21 protein-coding genes and 2 tRNA genes are annotated in these 23,576 nt (G+C 39.2%); 8 read left to right on the forward strand and 15 right to left on the reverse strand.

The window, feature by feature from the left end; all coding sequences use genetic code 11:
* Window positions 1-56 precede the first annotated feature (56 nt).
* Entirely contained in the window at window positions 57-1,034 is a 978-nt protein-coding gene (gene cysB, locus FLM47_RS09385; RefSeq protein WP_054201139.1) for an HTH-type transcriptional regulator CysB, read from the reverse strand.
* 296 nt (window positions 1,035-1,330) lie between these two features.
* Here cysB and FLM47_RS09390 point away from each other — a divergent pair, with 296 nt between their 5' ends.
* Complete coding sequence (locus FLM47_RS09390; RefSeq protein ID WP_075169051.1) at window positions 1,331-2,086, forward strand: hypothetical protein; 756 nt, start codon at window positions 1,331-1,333, stop codon at window positions 2,084-2,086.
* A gap of 112 nt (window positions 2,087-2,198) precedes the next feature.
* Here FLM47_RS09390 and FLM47_RS09395 read toward each other — a convergent pair whose 3' ends face one another.
* Window positions 2,199-3,491 carry an NCS2 family permease gene (locus FLM47_RS09395; protein ID WP_054201141.1) on the reverse strand — a complete coding sequence of 431 codons (1,293 nt, stop codon included), beginning with the start codon at window positions 3,489-3,491 and terminating at the stop codon, window positions 2,199-2,201.
* A gap of 118 nt (window positions 3,492-3,609) precedes the next feature.
* Between FLM47_RS09395 and FLM47_RS09400 the strand changes: the two genes are divergently transcribed.
* From FLM47_RS09400 to FLM47_RS09410, 3 genes are all read left to right on the forward strand, one after another.
* Complete coding sequence (locus tag FLM47_RS09400; RefSeq protein ID WP_010388519.1) at window positions 3,610-4,071, forward strand: tetratricopeptide repeat protein; 462 nt, start codon at window positions 3,610-3,612, stop codon at window positions 4,069-4,071.
* Window positions 4,072-4,395: 324 nt separating this feature from the next.
* The gene (locus FLM47_RS09405; protein WP_010388516.1) at window positions 4,396-4,830 is read left to right on the forward strand and encodes a SulA-like leucine-rich domain-containing protein; all 435 of its coding nucleotides are present in this window, start codon (window positions 4,396-4,398) and stop codon (window positions 4,828-4,830) included.
* Between the two features lie 39 nt (window positions 4,831-4,869).
* Entirely contained in the window at window positions 4,870-5,346 is a 477-nt protein-coding gene (locus FLM47_RS09410; RefSeq protein ID WP_178956245.1) for a YchJ family protein, read from the forward strand.
* A 67-nt stretch (window positions 5,347-5,413) separates the two neighbouring features.
* Here the strand turns inward: FLM47_RS09410 and FLM47_RS09415 are convergent, their stop codons facing one another.
* Window positions 5,414-5,716: a DUF6172 family protein gene (locus FLM47_RS09415; RefSeq protein ID WP_010388513.1), complete on the reverse strand. Its 303-nt coding sequence runs from the start codon at window positions 5,714-5,716 to the stop codon at window positions 5,414-5,416.
* A gap of 201 nt (window positions 5,717-5,917) precedes the next feature.
* Window positions 5,918-6,445 (reverse strand): VC2046/SO_2500 family protein, encoded by a 528-nt coding sequence (locus FLM47_RS09420; RefSeq protein WP_178956246.1) that lies wholly within the window; start codon window positions 6,443-6,445, stop codon window positions 5,918-5,920.
* Between the two features lie 112 nt (window positions 6,446-6,557).
* Between FLM47_RS09420 and FLM47_RS09425 the strand changes: the two genes are divergently transcribed.
* A tRNA-Tyr gene (locus FLM47_RS09425) sits at window positions 6,558-6,642 on the forward strand.
* Window positions 6,643-6,691: 49 nt separating this feature from the next.
* Window positions 6,692-6,776 (forward strand) — tRNA-Tyr (locus FLM47_RS09430).
* A gap of 31 nt (window positions 6,777-6,807) precedes the next feature.
* Here FLM47_RS09430 and FLM47_RS09435 read toward each other — a convergent pair.
* The 3 genes from FLM47_RS09435 to FLM47_RS09445 form a co-directional block, all read right to left on the reverse strand.
* Window positions 6,808-7,503 carry a M48 family metallopeptidase gene (locus FLM47_RS09435; protein ID WP_178956247.1) on the reverse strand — a complete coding sequence of 232 codons (696 nt, stop codon included), beginning with the start codon at window positions 7,501-7,503 and terminating at the stop codon, window positions 6,808-6,810.
* A 185-nt stretch (window positions 7,504-7,688) separates the two neighbouring features.
* On the reverse strand, window positions 7,689-8,084 hold the full coding sequence (locus FLM47_RS09440) for a VOC family protein (RefSeq protein WP_178956248.1): 396 nt from the start codon (window positions 8,082-8,084) through the stop codon (window positions 7,689-7,691).
* Window positions 8,074-8,745, reverse strand: coding sequence for an HD domain-containing protein (locus FLM47_RS09445; protein WP_010388506.1), 672 nt, complete (start codon window positions 8,743-8,745; stop codon window positions 8,074-8,076). The genes FLM47_RS09440 and FLM47_RS09445 overlap by 11 nt, the downstream gene beginning before the upstream one ends.
* 139 nt (window positions 8,746-8,884) lie before the next feature.
* Here FLM47_RS09445 and FLM47_RS09450 point away from each other — a divergent pair, with 139 nt between their 5' ends.
* Window positions 8,885-10,075, forward strand: a complete 1,191-nt coding sequence (locus FLM47_RS09450; protein ID WP_024601131.1) for a class I SAM-dependent methyltransferase — start codon at window positions 8,885-8,887, stop codon at window positions 10,073-10,075.
* A gap of 15 nt (window positions 10,076-10,090) precedes the next feature.
* Here the strand turns inward: FLM47_RS09450 and FLM47_RS09455 are convergent, their stop codons facing one another.
* The 5 genes from FLM47_RS09455 to FLM47_RS09475 form a co-directional block, all read right to left on the reverse strand.
* Complete coding sequence (locus FLM47_RS09455; RefSeq protein WP_010388503.1) at window positions 10,091-10,387, reverse strand: PilZ domain-containing protein; 297 nt, start codon at window positions 10,385-10,387, stop codon at window positions 10,091-10,093.
* A gap of 8 nt (window positions 10,388-10,395) precedes the next feature.
* Window positions 10,396-10,776 carry a two-component system response regulator gene (locus tag FLM47_RS09460; protein WP_178956249.1) on the reverse strand — a complete coding sequence of 127 codons (381 nt, stop codon included), beginning with the start codon at window positions 10,774-10,776 and terminating at the stop codon, window positions 10,396-10,398.
* Between the two features lie 68 nt (window positions 10,777-10,844).
* Window positions 10,845-14,732: an ATP-dependent RNA helicase HrpA gene (gene hrpA, locus FLM47_RS09465; protein ID WP_178956250.1), complete on the reverse strand. Its 3,888-nt coding sequence runs from the start codon at window positions 14,730-14,732 to the stop codon at window positions 10,845-10,847.
* 128 nt (window positions 14,733-14,860) lie between these two features.
* Entirely contained in the window at window positions 14,861-15,901 is a 1,041-nt protein-coding gene (locus FLM47_RS09470) for an isoaspartyl peptidase/L-asparaginase family protein (RefSeq protein WP_109874473.1), read from the reverse strand.
* Window positions 15,902-16,025: 124 nt separating this feature from the next.
* Window positions 16,026-16,730 carry a SapC family protein gene (locus FLM47_RS09475; RefSeq protein WP_010388497.1) on the reverse strand — a complete coding sequence of 235 codons (705 nt, stop codon included), beginning with the start codon at window positions 16,728-16,730 and terminating at the stop codon, window positions 16,026-16,028.
* A gap of 249 nt (window positions 16,731-16,979) precedes the next feature.
* Between FLM47_RS09475 and FLM47_RS09480 the strand changes: the two genes are divergently transcribed.
* On the forward strand, window positions 16,980-17,690 hold the full coding sequence (locus FLM47_RS09480) for a DUF6445 family protein (protein WP_178956251.1): 711 nt from the start codon (window positions 16,980-16,982) through the stop codon (window positions 17,688-17,690).
* Between the two features lie 408 nt (window positions 17,691-18,098).
* On the opposite strand, the gene FLM47_RS09485 is transcribed toward FLM47_RS09480, so the two are convergent.
* From FLM47_RS09485 to pgl, 3 genes are all read right to left on the reverse strand, one after another.
* Window positions 18,099-19,619 carry a tryptophan halogenase family protein gene (locus FLM47_RS09485; RefSeq protein ID WP_178956252.1) on the reverse strand — a complete coding sequence of 507 codons (1,521 nt, stop codon included), beginning with the start codon at window positions 19,617-19,619 and terminating at the stop codon, window positions 18,099-18,101.
* Window positions 19,620-19,695: 76 nt separating this feature from the next.
* Window positions 19,696-22,293: a TonB-dependent receptor gene (locus tag FLM47_RS09490; protein WP_178956253.1), complete on the reverse strand. Its 2,598-nt coding sequence runs from the start codon at window positions 22,291-22,293 to the stop codon at window positions 19,696-19,698.
* 570 nt (window positions 22,294-22,863) lie between these two features.
* A complete protein-coding gene (gene pgl, locus FLM47_RS09495; RefSeq protein WP_178956254.1) occupies window positions 22,864-23,574 on the reverse strand; it encodes a 6-phosphogluconolactonase in 711 nt (236 codons plus the stop codon).
* Window positions 23,575-23,576 lie beyond the last annotated feature (2 nt).

Here is a 23,576-nt window from a genome sequence, read left to right on the forward strand (position 1 = left end):
AAAAAAAGCCGCTTAGTTGCAAAACTAAGCGGCTTTTTCATTACTGTTTATGGCGGTTATTTAACTGGCAATTCGATATCAGCAAATAATTTATCAACATCGTCTTGATTACGCAGCAAACTTGCTCGCTCTACTCGCTCTTTGGTTAAATGCGGTGCAAAACGTTCGATAAAGTCATACATGTAGGTACGTAAAAAGCTACCTTTTCTAAAACCAATCTTAGTGGTGCTTGCTTCAAATAAATGGCTAGCATCAATGCACACTAAGTCGCTGTCGTTTACCTGGTCAATTGCCATAGATGCAACCACACCGACACCTAATCCCAGGCGCACATACGTTTTAATAACATCGGCATCGGTGGCGGTAAATACAATATGCGGCTCAAGCCCATAGGCGTTAAATGCTTTATCAAGCTCTGAGCGACCAGTAAAACCAAATACATAAGTGATCAAAGGATACTGCGCTATATCTGCCACCGTTAAGTTATCGACTTTTTTCGCAAGGGGGTGATCTTTAGCAACCACAATACTGCGATTCCAGTGATAACAAGGCAACATAACTAAATCTGAATATAAGTGCAGTGCTTCAGTAGCAATCGCAAAATCTGCATCACCGCGCGCAGCTGCATCCGATATTTGCTGCGGCGTACCTTGGTGCATATGCAGTGACACTGCTGGGTATTTTTGGGTAAAGCCTTGAATTACGCTTGGTAACGCATAACGTGCTTGGGTGTGCGTAGTCGCAATATTAAGTTTACCTTGATCGGGCAGCGTATGTTCATTAGCAACCGCTTTAATGCCCTCAACTTTTGAGAGTATTTCTCGCGATATGTTAATGATTTCTTCGCCAGCACCTGTAACGTGAGTTAAATGTTTACCACTACGGCCAAAAATTTGTACACCTAGTTCATCTTCTAACATACGTACTTGCTTAGAAATACCAGGCTGGGAGGTAAATAAACTCTCAGCGGTAGCTGAAACATTTAATTTATGATTTTGAACTTCTACGATATATCTAAGTTGTTGTAATTTCATGGCTATGTAGTTTCGTTATAATTCACATTGACAGATAAAAGCGCACCCTAATTAATAGGTAACTATATAAAGGCTGATTAAGGTTACACAATGTAACAATTAATTTATTGAAATTTCAGGTTAACACAATAAATAAAGTTGAGATAGCAATGATTATCAGCAAACAAAACATAACACATTAAGATTTAAACGCTTTATGCATGGTGTTTTTTTTAGTTAATCGGCGCAAAGTTTCCCACCTTTTATATATTTAATGTAAGATTAGATAATAAGGTTAAGAATTTGAGAATTATAACATGATCGTTTCCATTATAATTGTATTAATTGTTGCGCTTATCGTCATTGCACTGTGGGTTAGTGCTGTTCAACAACACAAAGAAAAACAAGAAGCTGAACGACGTAAAGAGCTAACAAAACAAAAAGCTATCATTGAAGAAACTGAAGAGGCGTTAATGAATAGCGCAAATATCCCTCTTTCAGAAGCAACTCAGCGAATATTACAACGTCGTATTCATGATGCGCTAAGTAATATGGTGTCTATTTCAAGCGGTGGTAGCGGACTAAAAAACCGCTTAAAAGAAGCAAAAGAGCGACTACAAAATCCGATTCAAGACGGCTCGGATGGTTTTGTTTTGCCAGGTAATGACAAGCAACTGATATCACTAATACAGGGTATAAAAAAGCTCCGTACTATTATCCGTTCTGAGCACAACAAGGGGAAAGTTGACAGCCAAGCGTTTATTGCAGAAGACAAACGCCTTGAGAAGCTACAACTAAGAATCAACATTGAAAGCCAGATAAAACGTGGTCTAGCAGCTCAAACAGCCGGTATGGTTGGCTCTGCTAGGCAGTACTTTGAAAAAGCATCGACGACGCTAAACAGTGTGTCATTTAATGATGATTACATTACTGCAAAACGAGTTGAAGTTGAAGGCTATCTAGAAACAATAAGCACTGAATTAAAGGCATCAAACGCTACATCATTGAAGAAAAAGAACGAACAAGAGCAAGATGATTTAGACGTACTGTTTGCACCGAAAAAGAAATGGTAATTCATTATCTAATAAAAAAGCCCATACAACTGTATGGGCTTTTTTATAACTGAAATTTAGTCACTATATAAATTTACATACCCAAACTAAATCTAGCTATTTAACAAAAGCATTAAGATAAAAATGCAAACTTAATAATAAACAGTGCCGTTAAAATCCAAACACTAATACTTACCTGATCTTTTTTACCACACAGTACTTTAACTGCTGTATAAGAAATAAAACCCAGTGCAATACCGTGTGCAATTGAAAAGGTCAATGGAGTCATTAACAATACAACACTCACTGGAATTGCATCGGTCATATCATCCCAGTTTACAAACTTTAAGTTTTGTAGCATTAGAACAGATACATATAAGATTGCCCCTGCTGTTGCGTATGCTGGTACCATTTGTGCCAAAGGTGCAAAAAACATCATTAATAAAAAGCAGCAACCTACAACTACAGCCGTTAAGCCCGTTCGCCCCCCCACTGATACCCCTGCTACAGATTCTATGTAAGACGTTGTTGTTGAAGTACCTAGCATTGCACCGGCAATGGTTGCAGTGCTGTCAGCGCTTAATGCGCGACCCAAGCGCGGCATATTGCCGTTTTTATCTGCTAGGCCCGCTTTTTGAGTAACCGCTACCAACGTACCTGAGGTATCAAATAAATCAACAAATAGAAACGCAAAAATAACACTCAACATAGACAGTTCAAAAGCAGCACTAAAATCAAGTTGCATAAAAGTTGGCATTATTGAAGGTGGCATTGCAACAACACCATGATATTCAACTAACCCCATCGACACTGCAATCGCGGTAACGAGTAAAATACTAATTAATACACCGCTTTTAAAATCGCGATAAAGTAATGCCGCAATAATAAAAAAACTAAAAATAGCTAATAGCGGACCCGGTGACGTTATATCGCCTAGCTGCACAAGTGTTGCTGGGCTTGATACAATAATACCAGCACTTTTTAGTGCAATAAGCGCTAAAAATGCACCAATACCGGTTGCTATTGCTTGTTTGAGCACCAGGGGGATTGCATTAATAATCCACTCTCGCACCTTAAATAAGCTTAATATTAAAAATATACACCCTGACATAAACACCGCGCCCAGCGCTGCTTGCCAGCTATAGCCCATACCTAACACCACGCCATAGGTAAAAAATGCATTTAATCCCATACCCGGTGCCAATGCCAATGGATAATTGGCCCACAACCCCATAATAAAACACCCTATTGCAGCGGCAATACAGGTTGCAACAAAGGCAGCACCTTGGTCCATGCCTGCTTCTGCAAGCATAGCTGGGTTAACGAATACGATATAAACCATCGTAATAAATGTAGTCATACCGGCAATACATTCACGGCGAACCGAAGAATCATTTGCACGGATTTTGAATAAGGCTTCGAGCATAATAAACTTGTGGTTGTAAAAAGTGGCGAGATTTTAGCATAAAAATAACTTTTTACAGGACATTTTACCTTGCTATATACTAAACTAGCTAAGTGATTAAAATAACAAACGAAGTAGCATGATCAAAACGACACCAAGTGGCCAAGACTTAGAGCAACAATTAGACAACATTCTTTCTTTTGTAACGCAACCAAGCGATGCAAATCCCCCTGCGAGCTCTAAAAACACCGATCAAGACACATTAAATAAAGCTCTTTATTACCTTAAAAATGAACAAGGCGCCTTAGCCGCAAAATGGATGCGTTTAGCAGCAATGGCAGGAAACTATCGTGCACAGTTTTACTTAGGGCTATTTTTCATTAAAGGCCAAGGTGTGCCACAAAGTGTATTTCATGGGGCTGCGTGGCTCAGCTTAGCTAGTAGCCAAGGATATGAGCCAGCAATAGAGGCAATGAGCGATATACGCAAACACATTAGTACCAAACGACTTAAAGACGCCCAGTGTTATGCCGCCAGCTTATATGAACAAATTCATCAGTTACAATTTTCACATTTGATCCCTATAAGTCACGAAAAATAGTTTTACTACCTAGTAACTCATTCCATCTGTAAATTAATTAAGCGTTTTATAAGTTAAATGCAACAACGCTTAATTTTTTAAACTACTGTATACCTCATGCATTTCAAGATTTATTTAGTTATAGATTAAAAAGCTACCGTCAAAAGTATTCATCCCCAAAAATTATAATCTATTGTTATATATGAACTATTTATTTTTAAATAGTTTCATTATCGTGCTCAGCTGAATAACTGTACAAAAAAATAGCAAAAAACACTTGCACCAAACAACTGTATAAACTACTGTATACATGTACTGTATAAAAACCCAGTGAGTGAGACGATTATGTTACAGCCTATTACCGTAAGAACAGTTAAGAGCTACCAACAAGATGACCAATCTGATTGTGTTAACGTTGTACAAATTGAAGATGAGATTTCAGCGACGTTTGAATTATTAAAAGTATTACACCAATACAATAGCTTAAATGCATGGACACTTTTAATTGCGCCAGACCATGTACCTAGTAAAGCGTTACTTGATTCATGTTCAATTGATACCAGTAAATTATTAGTTATACGCCAAAAACATTTAGTTAATATAGAGTATGTTTTAAGTTCTGCACTTCACAATGGAAATTTTGCAGCGGTGATCACCTGGACCGACATAATAAATAATCAGCAACTATCACAGTTATCATTAAACCTGAGCCATACACGCACTAAGCTGTATTGCTTTAGCAAAAAAAGCGCTCAAGCTGAGATTTCACTAACGCAATAAGCTTGGTAAACTAGCGTTTTAATACACAGTACATTTATTATGACCTCTAACGCCCTACTATGTTTTTGTGGCAGTCAGCAACTTTATGCTGATTGCTGTGAACCTTTTCATTTAAAAACCAAACAGCCACAAACACCTGAGCAACTTATGCGTGCTCGCTACAGTGCATATGCGGTTAAAAAAGCGGCTTTTGTTCGTGAAAGTTACGCAAAAGAAAAGCAAGCTGAAAACTCACTATCAGAAATTAAGGACTTTGCAACTAGTTGCCGCTTTATAAACTTAACCGTATTAGATTCTGGTTATAATGATGAAACAGGGTTTGTAAAGTTTAAAGCCCATTACTTTTACCAAGACTTGTATTGCGAGCTGGCTGAGCATTCAAGATTTATTAAAGAAGATGAACAGTGGCGATACCTTGATGGTGAGATCACACCGGTTGCTGATATCAAAGTGAAACGCAATGATACTTGTCCTTGCGGCAGTAATAAAAAGTATAAAAAGTGTCATAGTGTATAAGTAACAACCACAAAAAATGGGCCACTTGGCCCATTTTCAAAAACTACACTAAACGCAACTTAGCGCTTTATTCGTCATCATCTTCATCGAAGTCTTGACGCTGTGCAGGTCTTGCTAAAATCTCTAAGTAGAAAGAGGTTAAACCTTGCTTTTCAATTTCACTGATGTGATTGTTAATTTCAGCAACGTGAACAACTTGGGCTTCTTCAGCCGTGTTACCAAACTTACAATCGAATGCCCAGTAGTCGGCATCAACAGGTAAAGTTTTATTACGTTCTCTTTTCAAATATTTTTTCACTTCATGCTTTGCAGCATCAACCATACGAGGGTATTTGATTTTCTCATGATTCAGCGTGAATGTTTTCTTCATTACGTTCCTAATTACCTTGGTTTAATGATAATGGCATTTAATGTCATACCATTTGCGCCATTATAGCAATTGCATTTAAATTTTGGATGCTTTTTTTATATTAAATCTGTTATTAACATAAAGCACCTATAAAACCACTAATATAAACACGGTTTATTACAATCCAATGGCGCCTAAAAAATAGCATTTAATAAAATTCAATTAGGCACTAAACAAATGTAATGGCTGGTGGAGGGCATCATTTTGTAAATCATCATAAAATGCCACCGCATCCATTTGAGGGTTTGATAGCTCGGTGTTGGTATTTTGAATTCGTCGACGTACCGCTAATTCACAGTTATCAATTACGTTAAGTGGAATGTGGTTTTTATCATCACGAATATTAAATGGCTCAGGTTTTAAGCACTGAGTTAACTTTATCTCACTCATCCCTTCGGCGCTTCCCATTTTTGCTAAAAGTTCCGTGTTATTTTTGCCAATTAACATATTAAAACTCTCAGGCGCCAATGGCTGCTTTGGGCCCGCACCTAAGTGTTTACGCAAGGTCTCTTCATCAGCTTGATAACCACTTGCATCACTTTTAGGTAAGTGAAACTCACTAAAATCGAGCGCATCATGAGATAGCATTGCTAATAAAAGAGCAAATTCACCCCGACGGCTTTCATGCACACTTTTATTGAGTCGTGTTTTTAATTGACTCTCTGTGATTAACAAATCACCAATCTGCATAGACTTTAGCCTATTTAACTAATTAATAAGTATTTATCGGCTAAATTTGAATTTTCTTTAGCTTTTTTCTTTACTTAAATAAGAAGTTTGCTATTATCTGCCGCGTTGCATTGGAGGGGTTCCCGAGCGGCCAAAGGGATCAGACTGTAAATCTGACGGCTCAGCCTTCGCTGGTTCGAATCCAGCTCCCTCCACCACTTTTCTTAGGCTAAGTTAAGTGGGGCCAAATGCAATAAAAATTAGTGTGGAGGGGTTCCCGAGCGGCCAAAGGGATCAGACTGTAAATCTGACGGCTCAGCCTTCGCTGGTTCGAATCCAGCTCCCTCCACCACTTCTCTTTACTACCTCGTTTTATGTTCTAATTATTCAAAAACCCATTGTAAACTCATCCCATGCTTATTTAACCAAGCGCTTGCTTTTTTGTATTCTGAATAAAATAAACCTACACGATGCCAAAATTGTGCACTGTGATTTAAATACTTTAAATGCGCTAACTCATGCACAATCACGTAGTCAATTACCCAGGTGGGTGCGCTTGCAAGGTGTAAATTAAAGGTAAGCTCACGCCTGCGGTTACAACTGCCCCAGCGACGCTTATACAATTGAATACGAATATTACTCGGTAGCTTTTCACCCATCAGCTGACAATAGTAGTTAACTCGCATTTCAATATAGCTTTCTAATTTCTCATGCAAAAACTGCTCTAGCAAACTTTGATACATTTGCGTTCGATGCTTCACACGTGAAGAAAGACTCAGTAACAGTGTTTGGCTTTCATTGTGCTGCTGCCATTGAGTGCGTGCTGCGTTTTCAAATTGCACATTAACAGCTTCATTAAATAATTTAATGCTATTGGTTTTAAGTGGAAACTGTCGTGTATCGGCTTGAATTTGTTGCTTATGTAACTGAGCATCAATCCAGCCCTGTTTACTCAACAGCCATTCGTTAATTTGTGTTTTCGTTACAAAATGGGGCGCATACACAGTAAGTTCTCGTTGTGCGACTTTAATAGCCACTGTTTTTCGCCGACGGCTTCTTCTTAACGTATAATCTAACAATCTAAAGTGCCTATAAGTTATTATAAAATAAAACTTTCTCTATTAGCTTAATAAGTTAATTCGTAGGAGAAAAAACCAGTTAGTAGGTATCGTTTTAATATTGCTCGATACTAAATAGGCTAAACGATGGATCATAAATCTACCCTTGGCTATTTTAACTGTTGAAGTTTTACTAAACAAAGCCGCTAGCTCTCGAGTTGCACTTTTATGACATTATAATCATGAGAAGTGATTTCATGGCTATTACCACTATTGTCTTTAAAATACATAGAAAAAGTCACGCCATGATCAGCCAATATGGTTTTCACTTGATGCTGCTTAAGATGCTTAAGCCAAATAACAAATTGCTCCCCAGTTGCAGCAAAAGCGATTCCTTTACTACGCCCATCGCCTTCAAATAAAGCCAATCGTGTAGTAGCGCTTTCATCTTCAAGTGTTAAAGGACCTTTTCCCTCTTCATTCCAAAAGGCTAACTCCTCTACTACGGTAAAACCAAGCACCTTTTCATACCACTCAATAGCTTGGTTGAGGCTTTGAACATTTAAATGACAATGATCAATTCCCGAAAGTTTAGGTGTCATCGCGTTGTTCACCAATTTCAGACTTAAGCTGAGCTAAAAAGTCGTGCATGTATGCAGTGCGTCTTTGTGCTTCGGCTTTTGCAGAAGGAGTATTCATACTCTGGGCAATATGCAGTAATTTAATAAAAAAATGATCTAGGGTGTACTTTTTATCGTCAGCTTCTCGGTTTAAACAAAATGGATCATCGGGGTTGTATAATAATCGACTAATAGAGCCGCCTACTTTCATACAACGGCTTACGCCAATAGCACCCAAGGCATCCATTCTGTCAGCATCTTGTACAATCTGTGCTTCAACCGTTTTAATAGCAATATTGGCGCTAAAACTATGTGCGGCAATGGCATGGTGAATATCATCAAATAGCGCGTCATCATAGCCAATAGACGCTAAAAAGTTAATCGCTTTATCCGCGGCCATTGTTGATGCCCTTGCTCTATCTGGGTGATTTTTAGCCACTGCAACACAATCATGCAACCAAGCTGCAGGCAATACAATCGCCATATCAGCCTGCTCTGCTATACATAGCTGCACAGCAACACGCACTACCCGTTCAATATGGGTAATATCATGGGCAACATCCGCATGTACTAAGGATGTAATAAAGTCTCTGCATTGCTGATTAAGTTGCTGTAATGAGGGGCTAAGAGCTGAATTGTCCACCGAATTTCCAAAAATCTATTTAAACGAGTTAATAATGGCTACTTTACCGCGATTTATAAGCCCCTTGCAAAACATTCATTGTATGTTGCGCGAGCCTTGACTAAAATACAGCGCTTATTTATTACTACAGAGAAGCCTTATGTCATCTGCCGTTTACCTGCAAGCTGGTCGCGATAAATCATTAAAAAGAAAACACCCTTGGTTATTTTCTAAAGCCATCAAAAAAATTAAAGGTAAACCTGGATTAGGTGACACGGTAACCATACACGACAGTGAGGGTAAATTTTTAGCCACCGCAGCTTACAGTCCTCATTCACAAATACGTGCTCGTGTTTGGAGCTTTGACGAAAAAGAAGTGATTGATCAACATTTTTTTGAGCGTCGTCTTCGCCGTGCTTTAGAAGCTCGCAGCCATGCAATTGAAGAAGGTGGACTTACCGGCTTTAGGTTATGTGCAGCAGAATCAGACTACTTACCCGGTATTACCATAGATAAGTTTGATAATGTAATTGTGTGTCAATTACTAAGCGCAGGCGCAGAACGTCATAAAGGTGAGATTGTTGGTGCTTTAATGGCTATTTTCCCAGGCTCTACTATTTATGAGCGCTCAGATGTAGATGTTCGAACCAAAGAAGGGCTAGAGCCTATTAAGGGCGTACTTTGGGGGAGTGAACCCACTGCACCTGTCATAATTGAAGAAAATGGTTTAAAAATTGAAGTTGATATTCTAGAAGGCCATAAAACTGGTTTTTATTTAGATCAACGAGATAGCCGTGCTGCACTGGAGCGTTTTTCAAAAGATAAAACCGTATTAAATTGCTTTAGTTATACGGGAACGTTTTCTCTTTATGCCCTGCGCGGTGGCTGTAAACATGTAACCAATGTTGATGTTTCACAACCAGCACTTGATACAGCGAAGCGCAATGTTGAGCATAACAACCTTGATTTAAATAAAGTCGACTTTGTAAAACAAGATGTCTTTAAATTATTACGCCAATACCGTGAAGACGGGGTGATGTTTGATACGATCGTTATGGACCCGCCTAAATTTGCCGATAACAAGGCGCAGTTAACTGGGGCGTGTCGCGGTTACAAGGACATCAATATGATTGCGATGCAAATTTTAAAGCCCGGCGGCACTTTGCTAACATTCTCATGCTCTGGTTTAATGGAACAAAACTTGTTTCAAAAAGTAGTCGCAGATGCAGCCCTTGATGCAGGTAAGGATTTACTGATCATGGAGCGCTTAAATCAAGCAGCTGACCACCCTATTGCAGGCAGCTATCCTGAAGGTTTTTACCTTAAAGGGCTTATTTGTAAGGTTTACTAAAAACTAATTAAGTAGTTAGTTAAACTCTACAATTTCAAGCCCTGCGGTTATCGTGCCATCCTCTTCTGTGCTGGCACGTATTACCTTAACGGTGGCTTTTAACGGTGCAATGCTCGGATGTGTTGATGCAATATCAACCGATAAAATTGAGTTAAGCTCTAACAAATCATCGAGTTGTAATGAAAGACCCGTTGCACTTAAATCAAGGCAGGTGCCAGTGTAACTGAGCCCAGCAACAGGCTCTATTGAGGTTAACTTCGCTGGCGTGTTAACCTGCATACGTCTATAGTTTCGCTTATCTTCAGTAAACATAATTCCCTCTACACAATATTATTAATTTTTTCTCGTAGTACAGCGATAGAAAAAGGTTTTACAACGTAAGCATCACACCCTGCGTCAAAGCCAGCTTGTTGTTCAAGCTCCGACTCAAGTCCAGATATCATAACCACCGGAATGTTTTTTGTCTCTGGCGTGTGTTTAAGTATGCGACACGTATCATAACCATCGAGTCCTGGCATACACACATCAAGCAAAATAATATCGGGCGGATTTGCAATCGCAGATGCTAAACAACTTTTACCTGAGTCAGCATAGCTCAAATCAAATATTGATGCTAACCCTGCTTTGAGTATTTCAAAATTGAAATACTCATCATCAACCACTAACAACTGTCGCGCTTTGTGTTTTATTAATGAGGACATAGGTATGTCATTTCCTTCTCAAGTTAGTCCCTCTGTTAACTTACTTAGCTTAATAGAGAATAAAGAGATTATTCAATTTCTTTTATCGCATTTAACACACGTTTTGCTGAAATTGGATAAGGCGTACCTAAGGTTTGTGCGAATAAGGATACGCGTAATTCTTGCTGCATCCAAAAAATAGCCTCAACATCAGTAGGCAATGGCATTCCTTTAGGTGTTTTATTCGTTAGTTTTTTATATTCTTGCGCTACTTTTTCAAGCTCTAACACACATAATCTATCACGATTTGGGTCAACAGGTAGTTTTTCTAGGCGTTTTTGAATCGCTTTTAAATAACGAATTAAATCGCCGAGTTTGTCTGCCCCATGTTGACTGACAAAGCCTTTAAAAATAAGTGATTCTAGCTGAGACTTAATATCCCCATGAGCGGTGATCATGGTTAAATCTACACGCCCTTTCATTTTTTTATGCAGTGCATGCGCAATACTCAGCACTTGCTCAACCTGTGTAGCAATGGCCACAACGGTATCGCCTAACTCGCCGCGAATATGCTCTTTAACCGTTTCAAATGCCTCACTTGTACGAATGTCACCATATTTAACTAATAGGCTGTCAACGCCTGATGCAATGCAGTCATCAATTAAATCGGCAATTTTACCAAAAGGATTAAAGTACAATCCTAATTTAGCTTTGTTTGGTAGGTTTTGCTGCAGGTATTTAATTGGTGATGGCACGTTTAAAAGTACTAAACGACGTAAACCTTGCTGGTGCGCTAATTGCGCTTTTATTTCGTTATCGAATAGCTCTACTGCGGCCGTTGATTTTTTATCCACTAGTGCTGGGTAGGCTTTAATTTCGTATTGACCTTGCTTTTTCACATACGATGTTGGTAACTCACCAAAATCCCACTGGATTAAATCGGTTTTTTCTATGCCTTTGTCGGCCACTTTAGATAAGGTGTCTGTCACTTTGCCTTGAAGCTGCGCTTTAAGCTTAGCTAAATCGAGCCCACGGGCAAGAAGTTGGTCGTTTTCATCACGTACTTCAAACTGCAATCTTAAATGAGGAGCAAGGGCTGTTAAATCCCACGCCTCAGGGTCGACTCGCACGCCAGTCATGCGCAATAACCGATTACTTAGTGAGTCGATTAACGAGCCTTGTAGAGGCTCTATGGCCGCTAAAACCGCGTCGGCATAATTAGGCGCAGGGACAAAGTTACGGCGAAGTGACTTTGGCAATGACTTGATTAACCCACAAATTAGCTCATGACGAAATGCCGGTATATGCCAATCAAAACCACTTTCTTGAACTTGGTTTAATAGCGCAACCGGTATTTGTACAGCAACACCATCAACTGCTTGGCCTGGATCAAAATGATAAGTAAGCGGCAGCATTAAGTTATCTTGTTGCCATGTATCTGGATAATCAAATTCAGTAATGCTACTTGCACCATGCTGCATGAGCTCTTCTCGCGTCATGTGCAGGTAGTGTTTGTCTTGCTGTTTTTGTGTTTTATACCACTTAATAAACGCAGCACGATTATTAATATCGTTCGGTATTTTTTTCTCGTAAAACTCAAATAAGGTTTGTTCATCAACTAAAATATCGCGCCTACGAGATTTGTTCTCGAGCACTTGAATATCTTCAATTAATTCGCGGTTATATTGTAAAAATCCTTCATTGAGCCCCAGCTCTTGTTCAACCAGCGCTGTGCGAATAAATAACTCACGGCTTACTTTTGGGTCAATATTGCTGTAAACACAGCGGCGCTTATTAACAATTAATAAGCCATACAAAGTTTGTTGCTCAAAGGCAATGACCGCACCGGGTTTTTTCTCCCAATGAGGCTCTGTGTAGCTGCGTTTTACTAAATGCTGAGCGAATGGTTCTACCCAGTTCACATCAATTTTGGCATTAATACGAGCATAGAGTTTACTGGTTTCCACCAACTCAGCCGACATCATCCATTTTGGACTCTTTTTAAATAATCCTGAGCCTGGGAAAATATGAAATTGGCTATTACGCGCACCTTTATATAGCTGCTTTTCGTCTTTAAAACCGATGTGACTGAGCATGCCACTTAAAAGTGCTTTGTGAATAAGCTCGCTGTCTGCAACATTAGTGGTGGCTTTCATTTTCATTTCATTGCACACAGTGCTGATTTGATAAACGATATCTTGCCATTCACGAATACGCATATAGGCTAAAAAGTCTTTTTGACATAACTTTCTAAACTGGCTGTTAGTCAGCTCACTTTGCTGCTCTTCTAAATAATTCCACAGGTTTAAAAAGGCGATAAAGTCAGAATCAGGATCGTCAAAGCGACCATGTTTTTCATTTGCGGCTTGGCGTTTTTCTTGTGGTCGCTCGCGGGGATCTTGAATTGAGAGCGCGGCAACAATAACTATCACCTCACGCAATGCACCCAGTTTATGCGCAGTTAACACCATTTTTGCTAAACGCGGGTCAACCGGCAAACGACTTAGCTCCCGCCCAGATTGTGTTAGGCTGGTTTTTTGATGACGCTTAGCCGCTTTTACTGCTTGTAGCTCTTCAAGCAATGTTAAACCATCATTAATATTTCGGCTATCTGGAGCTTGCACAAAAGGAAATTGCGCCATATCACCCAGCCCAAGGGCTAACATTTGCAAAATAACTGATGCTAAATTAGTACGTAATATTTCAGGGTCAGTAAATTCAGGACGCGATAAAAAGTCATCTTCTGAATATAAACGAATACAAATACCCGCTTCAACACGTCCACAACGCCCCATTCGCTGATTAGCACTGGCTTGCGAAATAGGCTCTATAGGTAAACGTTGCACTTTTGTGCGATAACTATAACGACTAATTCGCGCTGTACCCGGGTCAATAACATAACGAATACCAGGTACTGTTAGCGATGTTTCAGCGACGTTGGTAGAGAGTATAATATGGCGGCGCGAATGCGGCGCAAAAATGCGGTTTTGCTCAGCGTTCGATAGCCTTGAATACAAAGGTAATACATCAGTGTGTTTTAAATTACGCTTGCTTAGTGCATCAGCGGTATCGCGTATTTCTCGCTCACCATTCAAAAAGATCAGTATATCGCCAGGACCTTCGGCGCAAAGTTCATCTACCGCATCAAAAATCCCCTGAAGTTGGTCGCCTTCGGCTTCCATATCTTCTTTTTGAATATCACTAATTGGGTTATAGCGTACATCAACTGGAAACGTTCTTCCTGATACTTCAATAATAGGTGCATCATCAAAATGCTTAGAAAAGCGCTCAGGGTCGATAGTTGCTGAGGTAATAATAACTTTTAAATCGGGGCGCTTAGGGAGTAAATTTTTAAGATAACCTAAAATAAAATCAATGTTTAAGCTACGTTCATGCGCTTCATCAATAATAATAGTGTCGTATTGATTTAAAAATCGGTCTTGTTGTATTTCAGCTAATAAAATACCGTCGGTCATCAGTTTGATGTAACTGTTATTAGATACCTGATCGCTAAAACGAATTTTAAAACCGACCTGCTGGCCAAGCTCGCATTGCATTTCTTCTGCGATACGGTTGGCAACACTGCGTGCTGCTAAACGCCTTGGTTGTGTATGGCCAATGTAGCCCTCAACGCCTCGGCCTAGCTCTAAACACATTTTAGGTATTTGTGTGGTTTTGCCTGAGCCAGTTTCACCAGCAATGATCACCACTTGATTATTAGCAATGGCCTCTTTAATGGTGTCTTTTTTTTGACTAACCGGTAACTGCTCAGGGTAAGTAACTTTAGGTAGCCCAGCTAAGCGCTGCTCTCGCAGCGTTTGACTACGACTGATATCAGTCGCAATTTTTTCAAGCGCACTGGTAAGCTTTGCCTCGTCGGTGATTTTTTTAACGCCGTGAAGACGTTTTTTAAAACTGAATTGATCTTTTTTTAAGCACGTTTTTAGCTCGCCAAACAACTGACCTAGGTTTACCACCTGCATACCTTATAAAAATTAGTCAAAGAGCCCCGATTGTAGCAAATTAAATGGCTGGGGTTAATCCTGTAAAGAATATAACAATCAGCGGATTATTATATAAACCACCAGCCACTAACTAATAGTGTTTATTCGTCACTAAAAATACCTACGTAGGTTGCTTGCGTATTCGATTTACTCGCACGATACATGCCTGAAGTATTAAACGGCAGACTAATACTGCCTTTTGTATCAATAATAATAACACCGCCTGTGCCCCCTATCGGTTTAAGCACCTCGTTTATTACTTCATTACCTGCTTGGTCTATGGTTTTACCTTGGTACTTTACTCGCGCACAAATATCACTTGCCACATTATAACGAATAAAATATTCGCCGTGCCCAGTTGCCGAAACCGCACATGAGGCATTTTCAGCAAAAGTGCCTGCGCCAATAACCGGTGCATCGCCAATACGACCAAAACGTTTTGCGGTCATTCCGCCGGTTGACGTGCCCGCCGCTAAATTACCTTGTTTATCCAGTGCCACCGCTCCGACTGTGCCCACTTTATAATTTACTGGTAACGCTTTATGCGCTGCCTGATAATCTTTACTGGTATTTTTGCTCGCCTCGAGTTTCTTTTTGGCTTTTAATAAAGCCTCATAACGATGCTCAGTATCAAATATATTGTTCTCTACTAGGCTCACGCCTTGCTCTTTGGCAAACTCTTCTGCACCTTGACCACTTAACATCACATGCACTGATTTTTCCATTACTAACCGGGCAAGTTTAATTGGACTTTCGATATGTTTAATACCTGACACAGCGCCTGCTTGACGATTGCGACCATCCATTATAGAGGCATCTAATTCGTGACTACCATCATAGGTATATACCGCACCACGCCCGGCATTAAAATAAGGCGATTGTTCAAGTACTTCAATGGCAGTAGTCACTGCATCAAGGCTTTCTCCGCCTTGTTCAAGTACCTTATATCCGGCCTCAACAGCTTCTGCTAATTTATTGCGATAAGCTTGCTCTTGATCTGCCGTAAATTTACTTTTTTCAATCGTGCCTGCACCGCCATGAATCGCAATGGCAAACGGCGTATTTGTGTTTTCACTCAATGCCTGCGTGCTCAACCCCATCAAACTTGTTGCAATGAGCCCTAATAATAGTGATTTTTTCATTGTGTGTTCTTTTATAAATACAGGATTAAAACCAATGTGAATGGTTATGAAGAGTTTTTCAAGTGAACTGAGTTTAATGGCACAAAAAAAGCGCCCTAAGGCGCTTTTTTAATTTCGTTTAAAGTTACGCTTGTTGCGCTTTTAAACGTGCTAAACGTGCTACTTGGTGTGTAGACGTTAAGAAAGAATAGATTGGTGCTAAATAACCGCGCTTACGAAGCTCAAGAAAGTCTGCATCGCTTAGCTCATTTAGTTTCTTCTCATCGATAAGGTAAATACCGTTGATGTCTTTTTTCTCACCTTTAATATCAACTGTTAGCGTTTGTGCTACCAGTAGTTCTTTATCAGCAAGGAATTTAGTGAACGCATCGGTTACTTGAGAAAACTCAATGAACGATACTAACGCTTCTTTACGACGCTTAAGGTAATCAGTTTCTTCACCGTTTTCGAATAATGCATTACCCTCTTCTTCACCAACTAATGAGCTCGCTTCGTCAATTACGATACCAAATTGATCTTGCTCTGGGTGCTTTACTAAACCTAATGGGTAACGCGTTGTTGCCATAGGCGCAAATGATGCTGTCCATTTGTCGCCATCAATAAATAAATTTTCGCCTGGCTCTAGGCCAAACATTGCAACCGCTTGAAAAGTACCTGTTTCGTTATTTTTAACAAAAGACATTGGGAATTCATTGGCGATACGCGCAAACTCATGTGCAACCACTGGCACTAAGTGTTGAGTTTTCATAAATTCGATGTTGATGCCATTTTTAATTTTAGTGTTGGCATGTTTTTCGTTGTGTAAAGGCTGTACTTGTTGCTCCGCCATGTTACTGCTCCGTTATTTTATAAATTTGATTTATTACTGTTAGTGGCCTAAGGCTAATGGTTTTGGTGACAAAAAGGAAGTGAAAATTTTGTGTCATTTTGTACGTTATTAATTAACAAATAAAGAAGGTAATTATTTGTACAATATGTAGTGTAAAAAACACTCTGCTGAGTGTTGTTTTTTGTTTCATAATTATGGACTTTTGTTAGTATATTCAACAATGTTGCGATTAATATCAGTTGAATTAAAATGGAACACTACGAGTTAAACCCCGATTTTAGGGTTGAAATAGTTCATCTTGAAACTGAAAACGAAGATGTGATCATCATCGATAATTTTCTAAAAAGTATTGAACCTGTGGTTAATTTTGCTGCGCATGTAGCGTATTTAGAGCCCGTTGGCAGCGATGGTACTTTATTTCCCGGTAAGCGTGATGTAATGCCTGAACCTTATTACCGTGCTTTTAGGCAGCTATTACTATCTCTTCAAGCACGAGGTGTTTTTAACCGCGAGCATAAAGCACTCTATGTTCATCGTTGCAAATTATCATTAGTTACCCAAAAAGCCTGTGAGCTTAAGTTATTACAACGTATACCTCATATAGATTCGACCGATGATAATACCTTTGCAGCAGTGCATTATATAGCTGGTAAAGAGTCTAACGGCACATCAATTTATCGCTATATTCCTGAAAACCTAATTAAAATAACGCCACGAAACCAACACCTTTTTAGCGATGTAATAGAACAAACCAAAAATAATGAATCAGAACATCAAGGGTATTTAAACAGTAATACCGCCTTATTCGAGCAAGTCATTAATATTAAAGCAAAGCAAAACCGCGTGGTGTTATATAAAAGCAATTTACTTCATTGTGCTAACTTAGATAATGACTATGAATTCACAGGCGATATAAAAAATGGCCGTTTATCAATCTCTTCTTTTTTTAGAATTGACTAGGGTCTGTTGACCTTTGCGGATTAAAATTTGTTCAAACTAGGGACGATTTAATCGCGGCGCGAGGTTTGTAACCTAGTGGGCTCGATAACTGCTCCTGCGTTATTCTACTGGCTTACATCCATGTAAGAATAAGTAAAAGCCGAGCAAAGCTTCCGCGTCCTGCTCACGCCCCTTACCTACATCCATGTAGGCAACAAAGAGTAAATCGCCCCTAGGCAGAACCCTTCGGGCAGCGCCTGTTTGGCATTGATGCTGCGTTATCGCCTATTTATGGGGAATAACCACAACACATAGGCTCTGCCTTGCCTAAATACCAAACAGACTGCTGTAAATTTAACCTTGAAAGATCAACAGACCCTAGACAACAGCCCAATAATCTAAATGTTAGTTTTTAATGGCGCATCAATTTTAATTTTTTTGTAAGCCGAACTGATGTATTTTATTAATAAGCTCTCTGTGTTTTGGCAATTCTGCTAATAACTGTTTTATCCGTTTGTTTTTAAAAGTACATTGCTTATCAGCTAGGGCTGTCACTTGCTCAGTCACAGCTTTTTTGCGAGGTAAAAAATTCATACCATAAAGCACGTAAAGATAATTTTCTAAATCAAATAAATCAAACTTACTGCTGAAGTCTTCTCGCAATGGCGCAAAGCTTTTCCATCGCGCTAAATTACTTGTAAGCTTACTTGAAACCCCTGACGCCTTGCGATTATCCTGCCAAAACAAAGAGTCACTTCTATCTGAAATACAATAATGCATTTTAATAAAATCAAAGGTACTTTCCCAGACATGCGCGACATGCTTATTAAAGTCAGGTGCTATATACTCTATATCTGCCTTATACCGAGGAAAACGCTTTGATAATAAACCTGCTGAGAAATCGGTTATCAAAATAGCTGTCGCCTCAAGAGGCTCTACAAAACCCTGAGATAAACCAATAGCAACACAATTTTTATGCCAAAATAATTCTCTACGTCCTATCTTCATAGGAATTTTACGTGGCTGTAAATCGGTAAATTTATTACCAAGATAATGATGTAACTTTTTTACCGCTTGCTCTTCATCCATGTGTTTAGACGAATAAACAAAACCAACACCACGACGTTTGGTAAGTGCTATATCCCATATCCAGCCAGCTTGGTGCGCTGTGGCAATAGTATAAGGAAGGATTTCATCATCTAATGAGGTGGGTACTTGCAATGTAAGTGCTGTGTCTGTAAGTAATTCATCAGAGCGTTCTATAAAATCAACATTTAATTTTTCACCAATAATGGCAGCGCTAAATCCGGAACAATCAATAATAAAGTCATAAGCTAGATGTTTATTATTGCTATCTATTAAGTGACTAATAAAGCCATCATCGTCAATGGCAATATCTATAATGTCAGCATATAAATGCTTAATAGCAAACGCATCTTGGGCATGCTTCATTAAAAACGCAGCAAATTTTTTAGCATCAAAATGATAGGCGTAACCATTAATTCCGACATACTCTGGAGTAGATATTGTTTTTGGCGCATATTTTTCTTCACAGCAAATTTCTTGCTTAGACACCGCATTGGCATAACGGTTTTGTGATTCACCAGCTAGCCATTGTTGAGTCATTTCTTCGCCAAATATATGTGGATTATCGAATAAATGATGATAGTAATTTTCACCATGCTTCGTTTTATCTAACCAATTTACAAATTTAATAGATTGCTTAAAGGTTACATCACACTCACGAATAAAATCAGTTTCACGAATACCAAACTTTTGAAGCGAATTACGAATTGAAGGCACCGTTCCCTCTCCTACCCCAATGGTGGGAATTGTCGGAGACTCTATCAATGTAATTTCAGTATTTGTTTCTAATAATGAGTGACCTAAATGATTGGCTGCTAACCAACCGGCTGTCCCCCCACCAACAATTGCTATTTTTCTTATCATAGTTAAACCACTTTATTGATTAGCTCATAAAAAAGCCCAGTATTAACTGGGCTTTCATTTTGTCATCTAAACCGAGTTAGAAACGAAGAGCAATACCCACTCTATAGCGTGCTTCACCTTCAAAACTCCACGCTGGATAGCCATTACGAAGCTCAGGTTTAACTTCTGCATCACCTGTTGCTGTACCTACCTGAATACTATCTTCTTCTGTTATATTAACAGCTTCAAACGTTAGGTCTAAGTAGTCAGTTACAGCGTAGTTTGCAGTTAAATCAAGTGTACCGTAGTCTTGGTGTTCACGGTTACCGTAGAAATAAGGTGCTTCACGAACCATATACTCTGAACGCCAGTTATACGCTAAACGAACACTGTAGTTATCAGCTTCATAGTAACCTACCAAATTCACTGTATGTTCAGATGAATCTGAAAATAACTCGATACGGTCTGGGAAGTTTTCTGCAGGTGCTTCTGAGTCAACCCACGTATAATTTGCTTGATAACCAAAGCCACTATCAAAACCATCTTGGATTTGAAGTTCAATACCTTGAATTTCACCACCTGAACCTGTGCCTTTGGTAGCCACTGTCCAGTTATCTACACCTGAATCAGGGTCAACGATCCCAATACTTTGATTAAGGATTTGATCAACTTTGGTAAATGATGAAATATTCTTAATAAAGTAAGTCGCACTTACCATGCCGTCGCCATCAAAGTAGTATTCAACACCTAAGTCTGACTGTGTTGCTTTAAATGGTTCAAGGCCGATATTACCGGTAGAAATAACTTCATTTCCTACAGTGCCATCTTCGTAACCTGATAGTGATGATGCAGCAAACATGTCAGTGTAGTTAGCACGCGAAATAACTTGCGCCGCAGAGAAACGTAAAATAACGTCTTCGGTTAAATCAAATGCAACATTTACACTTGGTAACACTTCATTATAATCTGCTTTCTCTGTGCTTAAACCATTGCCATAACTACCCGTAGCGTCTAGGGCATAGTAATCAGACTCCGCATCGGTTGACACATAGCGAATACCGAAGTTACCACGAATGCCCTCTGCTGAGAAATTAGCCATCGCGTACAAAGAAATATTTTCTTCTTGGATCGTACCGTAACCAGACTTGTATGCAATTGAGGTGTTATCGAAGCTTGTAATTGCTGCATAGCCATCACTGATCATTTGTCCTAAATTAGGCTCTGGTAACACGTAACCAGCACCTGATGTCACTGTACCCGAATAATATCGTGAGGCATCATAAGCTGAAATAGAGTCAACTAAGTTTGCCGTATACGTTTCTTGTTTTACTTCATGATCAGCCCAACGAAAGCCGGTTTTAATTGATGTGATAGCACCAAAATCTACAGGGAAAGTAAAATCAAGCTGTGCATAGGTTTCTTCATCCGTATTTGGCTGCTTTTTGAGTGCCCAGCCCGCAGATGATAATTCACCTTGAAAGTCATCGGGTGTGAAAGATTTATTCGCAACATCAATTTTTATTTCATCGCCAGTTGCATCATAGGTACCCGCGTAATCTGCTGCAGTACCTAACCAAAAACCATAGTTAGCTGTTAAATCTGTACCGCCATCTGATTGCGTGTTACCAATTCGGCCTTCAACCTCAAAACTTTCGCCTACATACTTAAAGTCTAAATCAACAGTTTCTGACGTCATTGAACCCGCACGAGCCCAAGTTTGAGCCCAACCAGGGTTGGCACCGTTACCAGAACGACGATAAAAAGTACATGTACCATCTACATTGACTTGCTCACACGCTGCATCTTTGTCATCTGGAAACATAACAAATAACGACGTATTTGCATTATCTGCCGACAAATCTAGACTCATGATATTTAAACCAATTTCTAACTCATCACTGGGTCTGTATTGGAATGTTGCATTAATAGCTGTACGCTCTCGCTCTTGTTGGAATGTTGAAGGAACAATGTCACCCCAACCAACTAGCGATTCAATACCGTTACGCTGATAATTAGTTTCTGAGAATGCTGCTGACACAAGCGCACCAAAGGTTTCATCATCATTTTTCCAGCTATAAAGGCCAGAAATCTCTGGATCAATCTCTTCTGATATTGAACCGTAATCACCTTTAATGCTTGCAAATACTGTATTTGAATCTAAATCTAATGGTTTGCGCGTATTAACGATAACCGTACCACCAATGCCACCTTCAACAATATCTGCTTGTGATGATTTGTATACTTCGATACTACCAACCATCTCAGGCGGCAATAATGTATAGTTAAAACTACGATCAATGTTTTGTTGATCGTACCAGCCAGTTGAAGCCACAGAATGGCCATTTAGTAATGTACGAGTTAGTTGCGCTGATGCACCGCGGATAGATACTTGTTGACCTTGGCCAAATGCTCTATTTACAGCAACACCAGAAATACGACCTAATGCTTCGCCTACATCGCTGTCAGGAAACTTACCGACATCTTCAGATGATAACGCGTCTACCACAGAATCTGAAAAGCGCTTAGTATTTAATGATGCTTCTAAAGAGCCACGAATACCGCGTACTTCAATAACCTCAACATCATTTTGAACTTTAACTTCATCGGCTGCGAATGCAGCACCAGTAAACCCAGCTCCCACAACTAAGCCGATATTTACTGCTAATAAGCTTTTTTTAAAATTTTTAGCTAACACAGGATTCCCCTCGAATCATTTTATTGGTTTTGTTTATCATTTTGCCTAACCGCCATGACAGCGCTGTCATAGTAGTAACAAACCATACATGCTAAATTACAATTTTGCTACATTTTTCCGCTCTTTTTGTATGAAATTTAACTTAATTATTATTAAGTCATTGATTTTAAATTGATTAATTATTTCATAAAAAAGCAGAGTTCGCCCAAGAATTACTCTCTATACTAGGTATGTAAATAATGACATGTTTATACTTAATGTATTTAAAATAAGAGAGATTGCGAATAGCAGATAAGATTAATGGGTTATATAACTCCGCGCCGAACCAAAATTAACCTACTGTTTTTATTGATAAATATAAGTTTAGTTAGTGACTTTTAAAAATATAAGAGCATTAAAAAGGTACTTAGCTTAAGGGAAATATTTAAACTTCAAATGTTTACAGCACTTTGTTATTAATTGATTAATGACAAAAACATGTCGCAATAAAAAAGGCCAGTAGCAAAAGCAACTGACCTTTCATTAAACCATCAATACAACATGGTTTTAAAGCACCTAGTTTAGACTAAATTAAGGTGCCCAATACACTTCAATGTTGATCTCAGGGTGATTTAGAACTGCACGTAACGGCATATCATTAACATTACCACCCGCTAAAGCTTGCTTATAAACAGCCAGCTTTTCATCGCCACTAATAAGTAATTTAACTACTTTAGACTGTAAAATTGCATTCAGCGTTAAGCTCATTCGTTCGGTAATACTACCTGTTACATCACTCTCAATTGCGTTAATGGCACACACAAGTTGGTTTGAATCTAAGCCGTTTTCCAGCCCTTGAGCATGTGGAAATAACGAAGCAGTATGTCCATCAGGGCCCATCCCTAAAATAGTGACATCAAACGGGCGCTTTAATGCTTGAAACTGCGCTTCACACGAATCAACACCTTGCTCTGCAGTGGCTGCTGCATTTTTCATGCTAATAAAATTAGCGGCTGCACCATGGTTTTGTAGCAAAGTACGCTTAATGAATGCTTCATTACTCTTTTCGTGACTTGCCTCAACCCAACGTTCATCAACCATAGCAACATCAACATGAGCCCAGTTTAAATCAAGGGTTGATAAATGCTTGTACGCAGGTTCAGGTGAAGATCCGCCTGAAACCATTAGCACTGCACGGCCATCAGCTTCAATCCCATTACGTAAGGCCTGCTCTAATGACTGAGATAATTCATCAGTTAAAGCGGCTTTATCGTCAAAAAACTTTTCTACTATTTTTGCCATTA

Origin of the sequence: Pseudoalteromonas sp. Scap06 (assembly GCF_013394165.1) — a bacterium.
Classification (GTDB): domain Bacteria; phylum Pseudomonadota; class Gammaproteobacteria; order Enterobacterales; family Alteromonadaceae; genus Pseudoalteromonas.

Excerpts from the sequence above, each read along its gene's own strand:
- FLM47_RS09400 (WP_010388519.1), top strand. The coding sequence starts at position 3,610 with ATGATCAAAACGACACCAAGTGGCCAAGACTTAGAGCAACAATTAGAC.
- cysB (WP_054201139.1), bottom strand. The coding sequence starts at position 1,034 with ATGAAATTACAACAACTTAGATATATCGTAGAAGTTCAAAATCATAAA.
- FLM47_RS09440 (WP_178956248.1), bottom strand. The coding sequence starts at position 8,084 with ATGACACCTAAACTTTCGGGAATTGATCATTGTCATTTAAATGTTCAA.
- FLM47_RS09455 (WP_010388503.1), bottom strand. The coding sequence starts at position 10,387 with ATGTTTACTGAAGATAAGCGAAACTATAGACGTATGCAGGTTAACACG.
- FLM47_RS09395 (WP_054201141.1), bottom strand. The coding sequence starts at position 3,491 with ATGCTCGAAGCCTTATTCAAAATCCGTGCAAATGATTCTTCGGTTCGC.
- FLM47_RS09460 (WP_178956249.1), bottom strand. The coding sequence starts at position 10,776 with ATGTCCTCATTAATAAAACACAAAGCGCGACAGTTGTTAGTGGTTGAT.
- FLM47_RS09470 (WP_109874473.1), bottom strand. The coding sequence starts at position 15,901 with ATGAAAAAATCACTATTATTAGGGCTCATTGCAACAAGTTTGATGGGG.
- FLM47_RS09420 (WP_178956246.1), bottom strand. The coding sequence starts at position 6,445 with ATGCAGATTGGTGATTTGTTAATCACAGAGAGTCAATTAAAAACACGA.
- FLM47_RS09410 (WP_178956245.1), top strand. The coding sequence starts at position 4,870 with ATGACCTCTAACGCCCTACTATGTTTTTGTGGCAGTCAGCAACTTTAT.
- FLM47_RS09405 (WP_010388516.1), top strand. The coding sequence starts at position 4,396 with ATGTTACAGCCTATTACCGTAAGAACAGTTAAGAGCTACCAACAAGAT.
- FLM47_RS09475 (WP_010388497.1), bottom strand. The coding sequence starts at position 16,730 with ATGGCGGAGCAACAAGTACAGCCTTTACACAACGAAAAACATGCCAAC.
- FLM47_RS09480 (WP_178956251.1), top strand. The coding sequence starts at position 16,980 with ATGGAACACTACGAGTTAAACCCCGATTTTAGGGTTGAAATAGTTCAT.
- FLM47_RS09415 (WP_010388513.1), bottom strand. The coding sequence starts at position 5,716 with ATGAAGAAAACATTCACGCTGAATCATGAGAAAATCAAATACCCTCGT.
- FLM47_RS09485 (WP_178956252.1), bottom strand. The coding sequence starts at position 19,619 with ATGATAAGAAAAATAGCAATTGTTGGTGGGGGGACAGCCGGTTGGTTA.
- pgl (WP_178956254.1), bottom strand. The coding sequence starts at position 23,574 with ATGGCAAAAATAGTAGAAAAGTTTTTTGACGATAAAGCCGCTTTAACT.
- FLM47_RS09450 (WP_024601131.1), top strand. The coding sequence starts at position 8,885 with ATGTCATCTGCCGTTTACCTGCAAGCTGGTCGCGATAAATCATTAAAA.
- FLM47_RS09390 (WP_075169051.1), top strand. The coding sequence starts at position 1,331 with ATGATCGTTTCCATTATAATTGTATTAATTGTTGCGCTTATCGTCATT.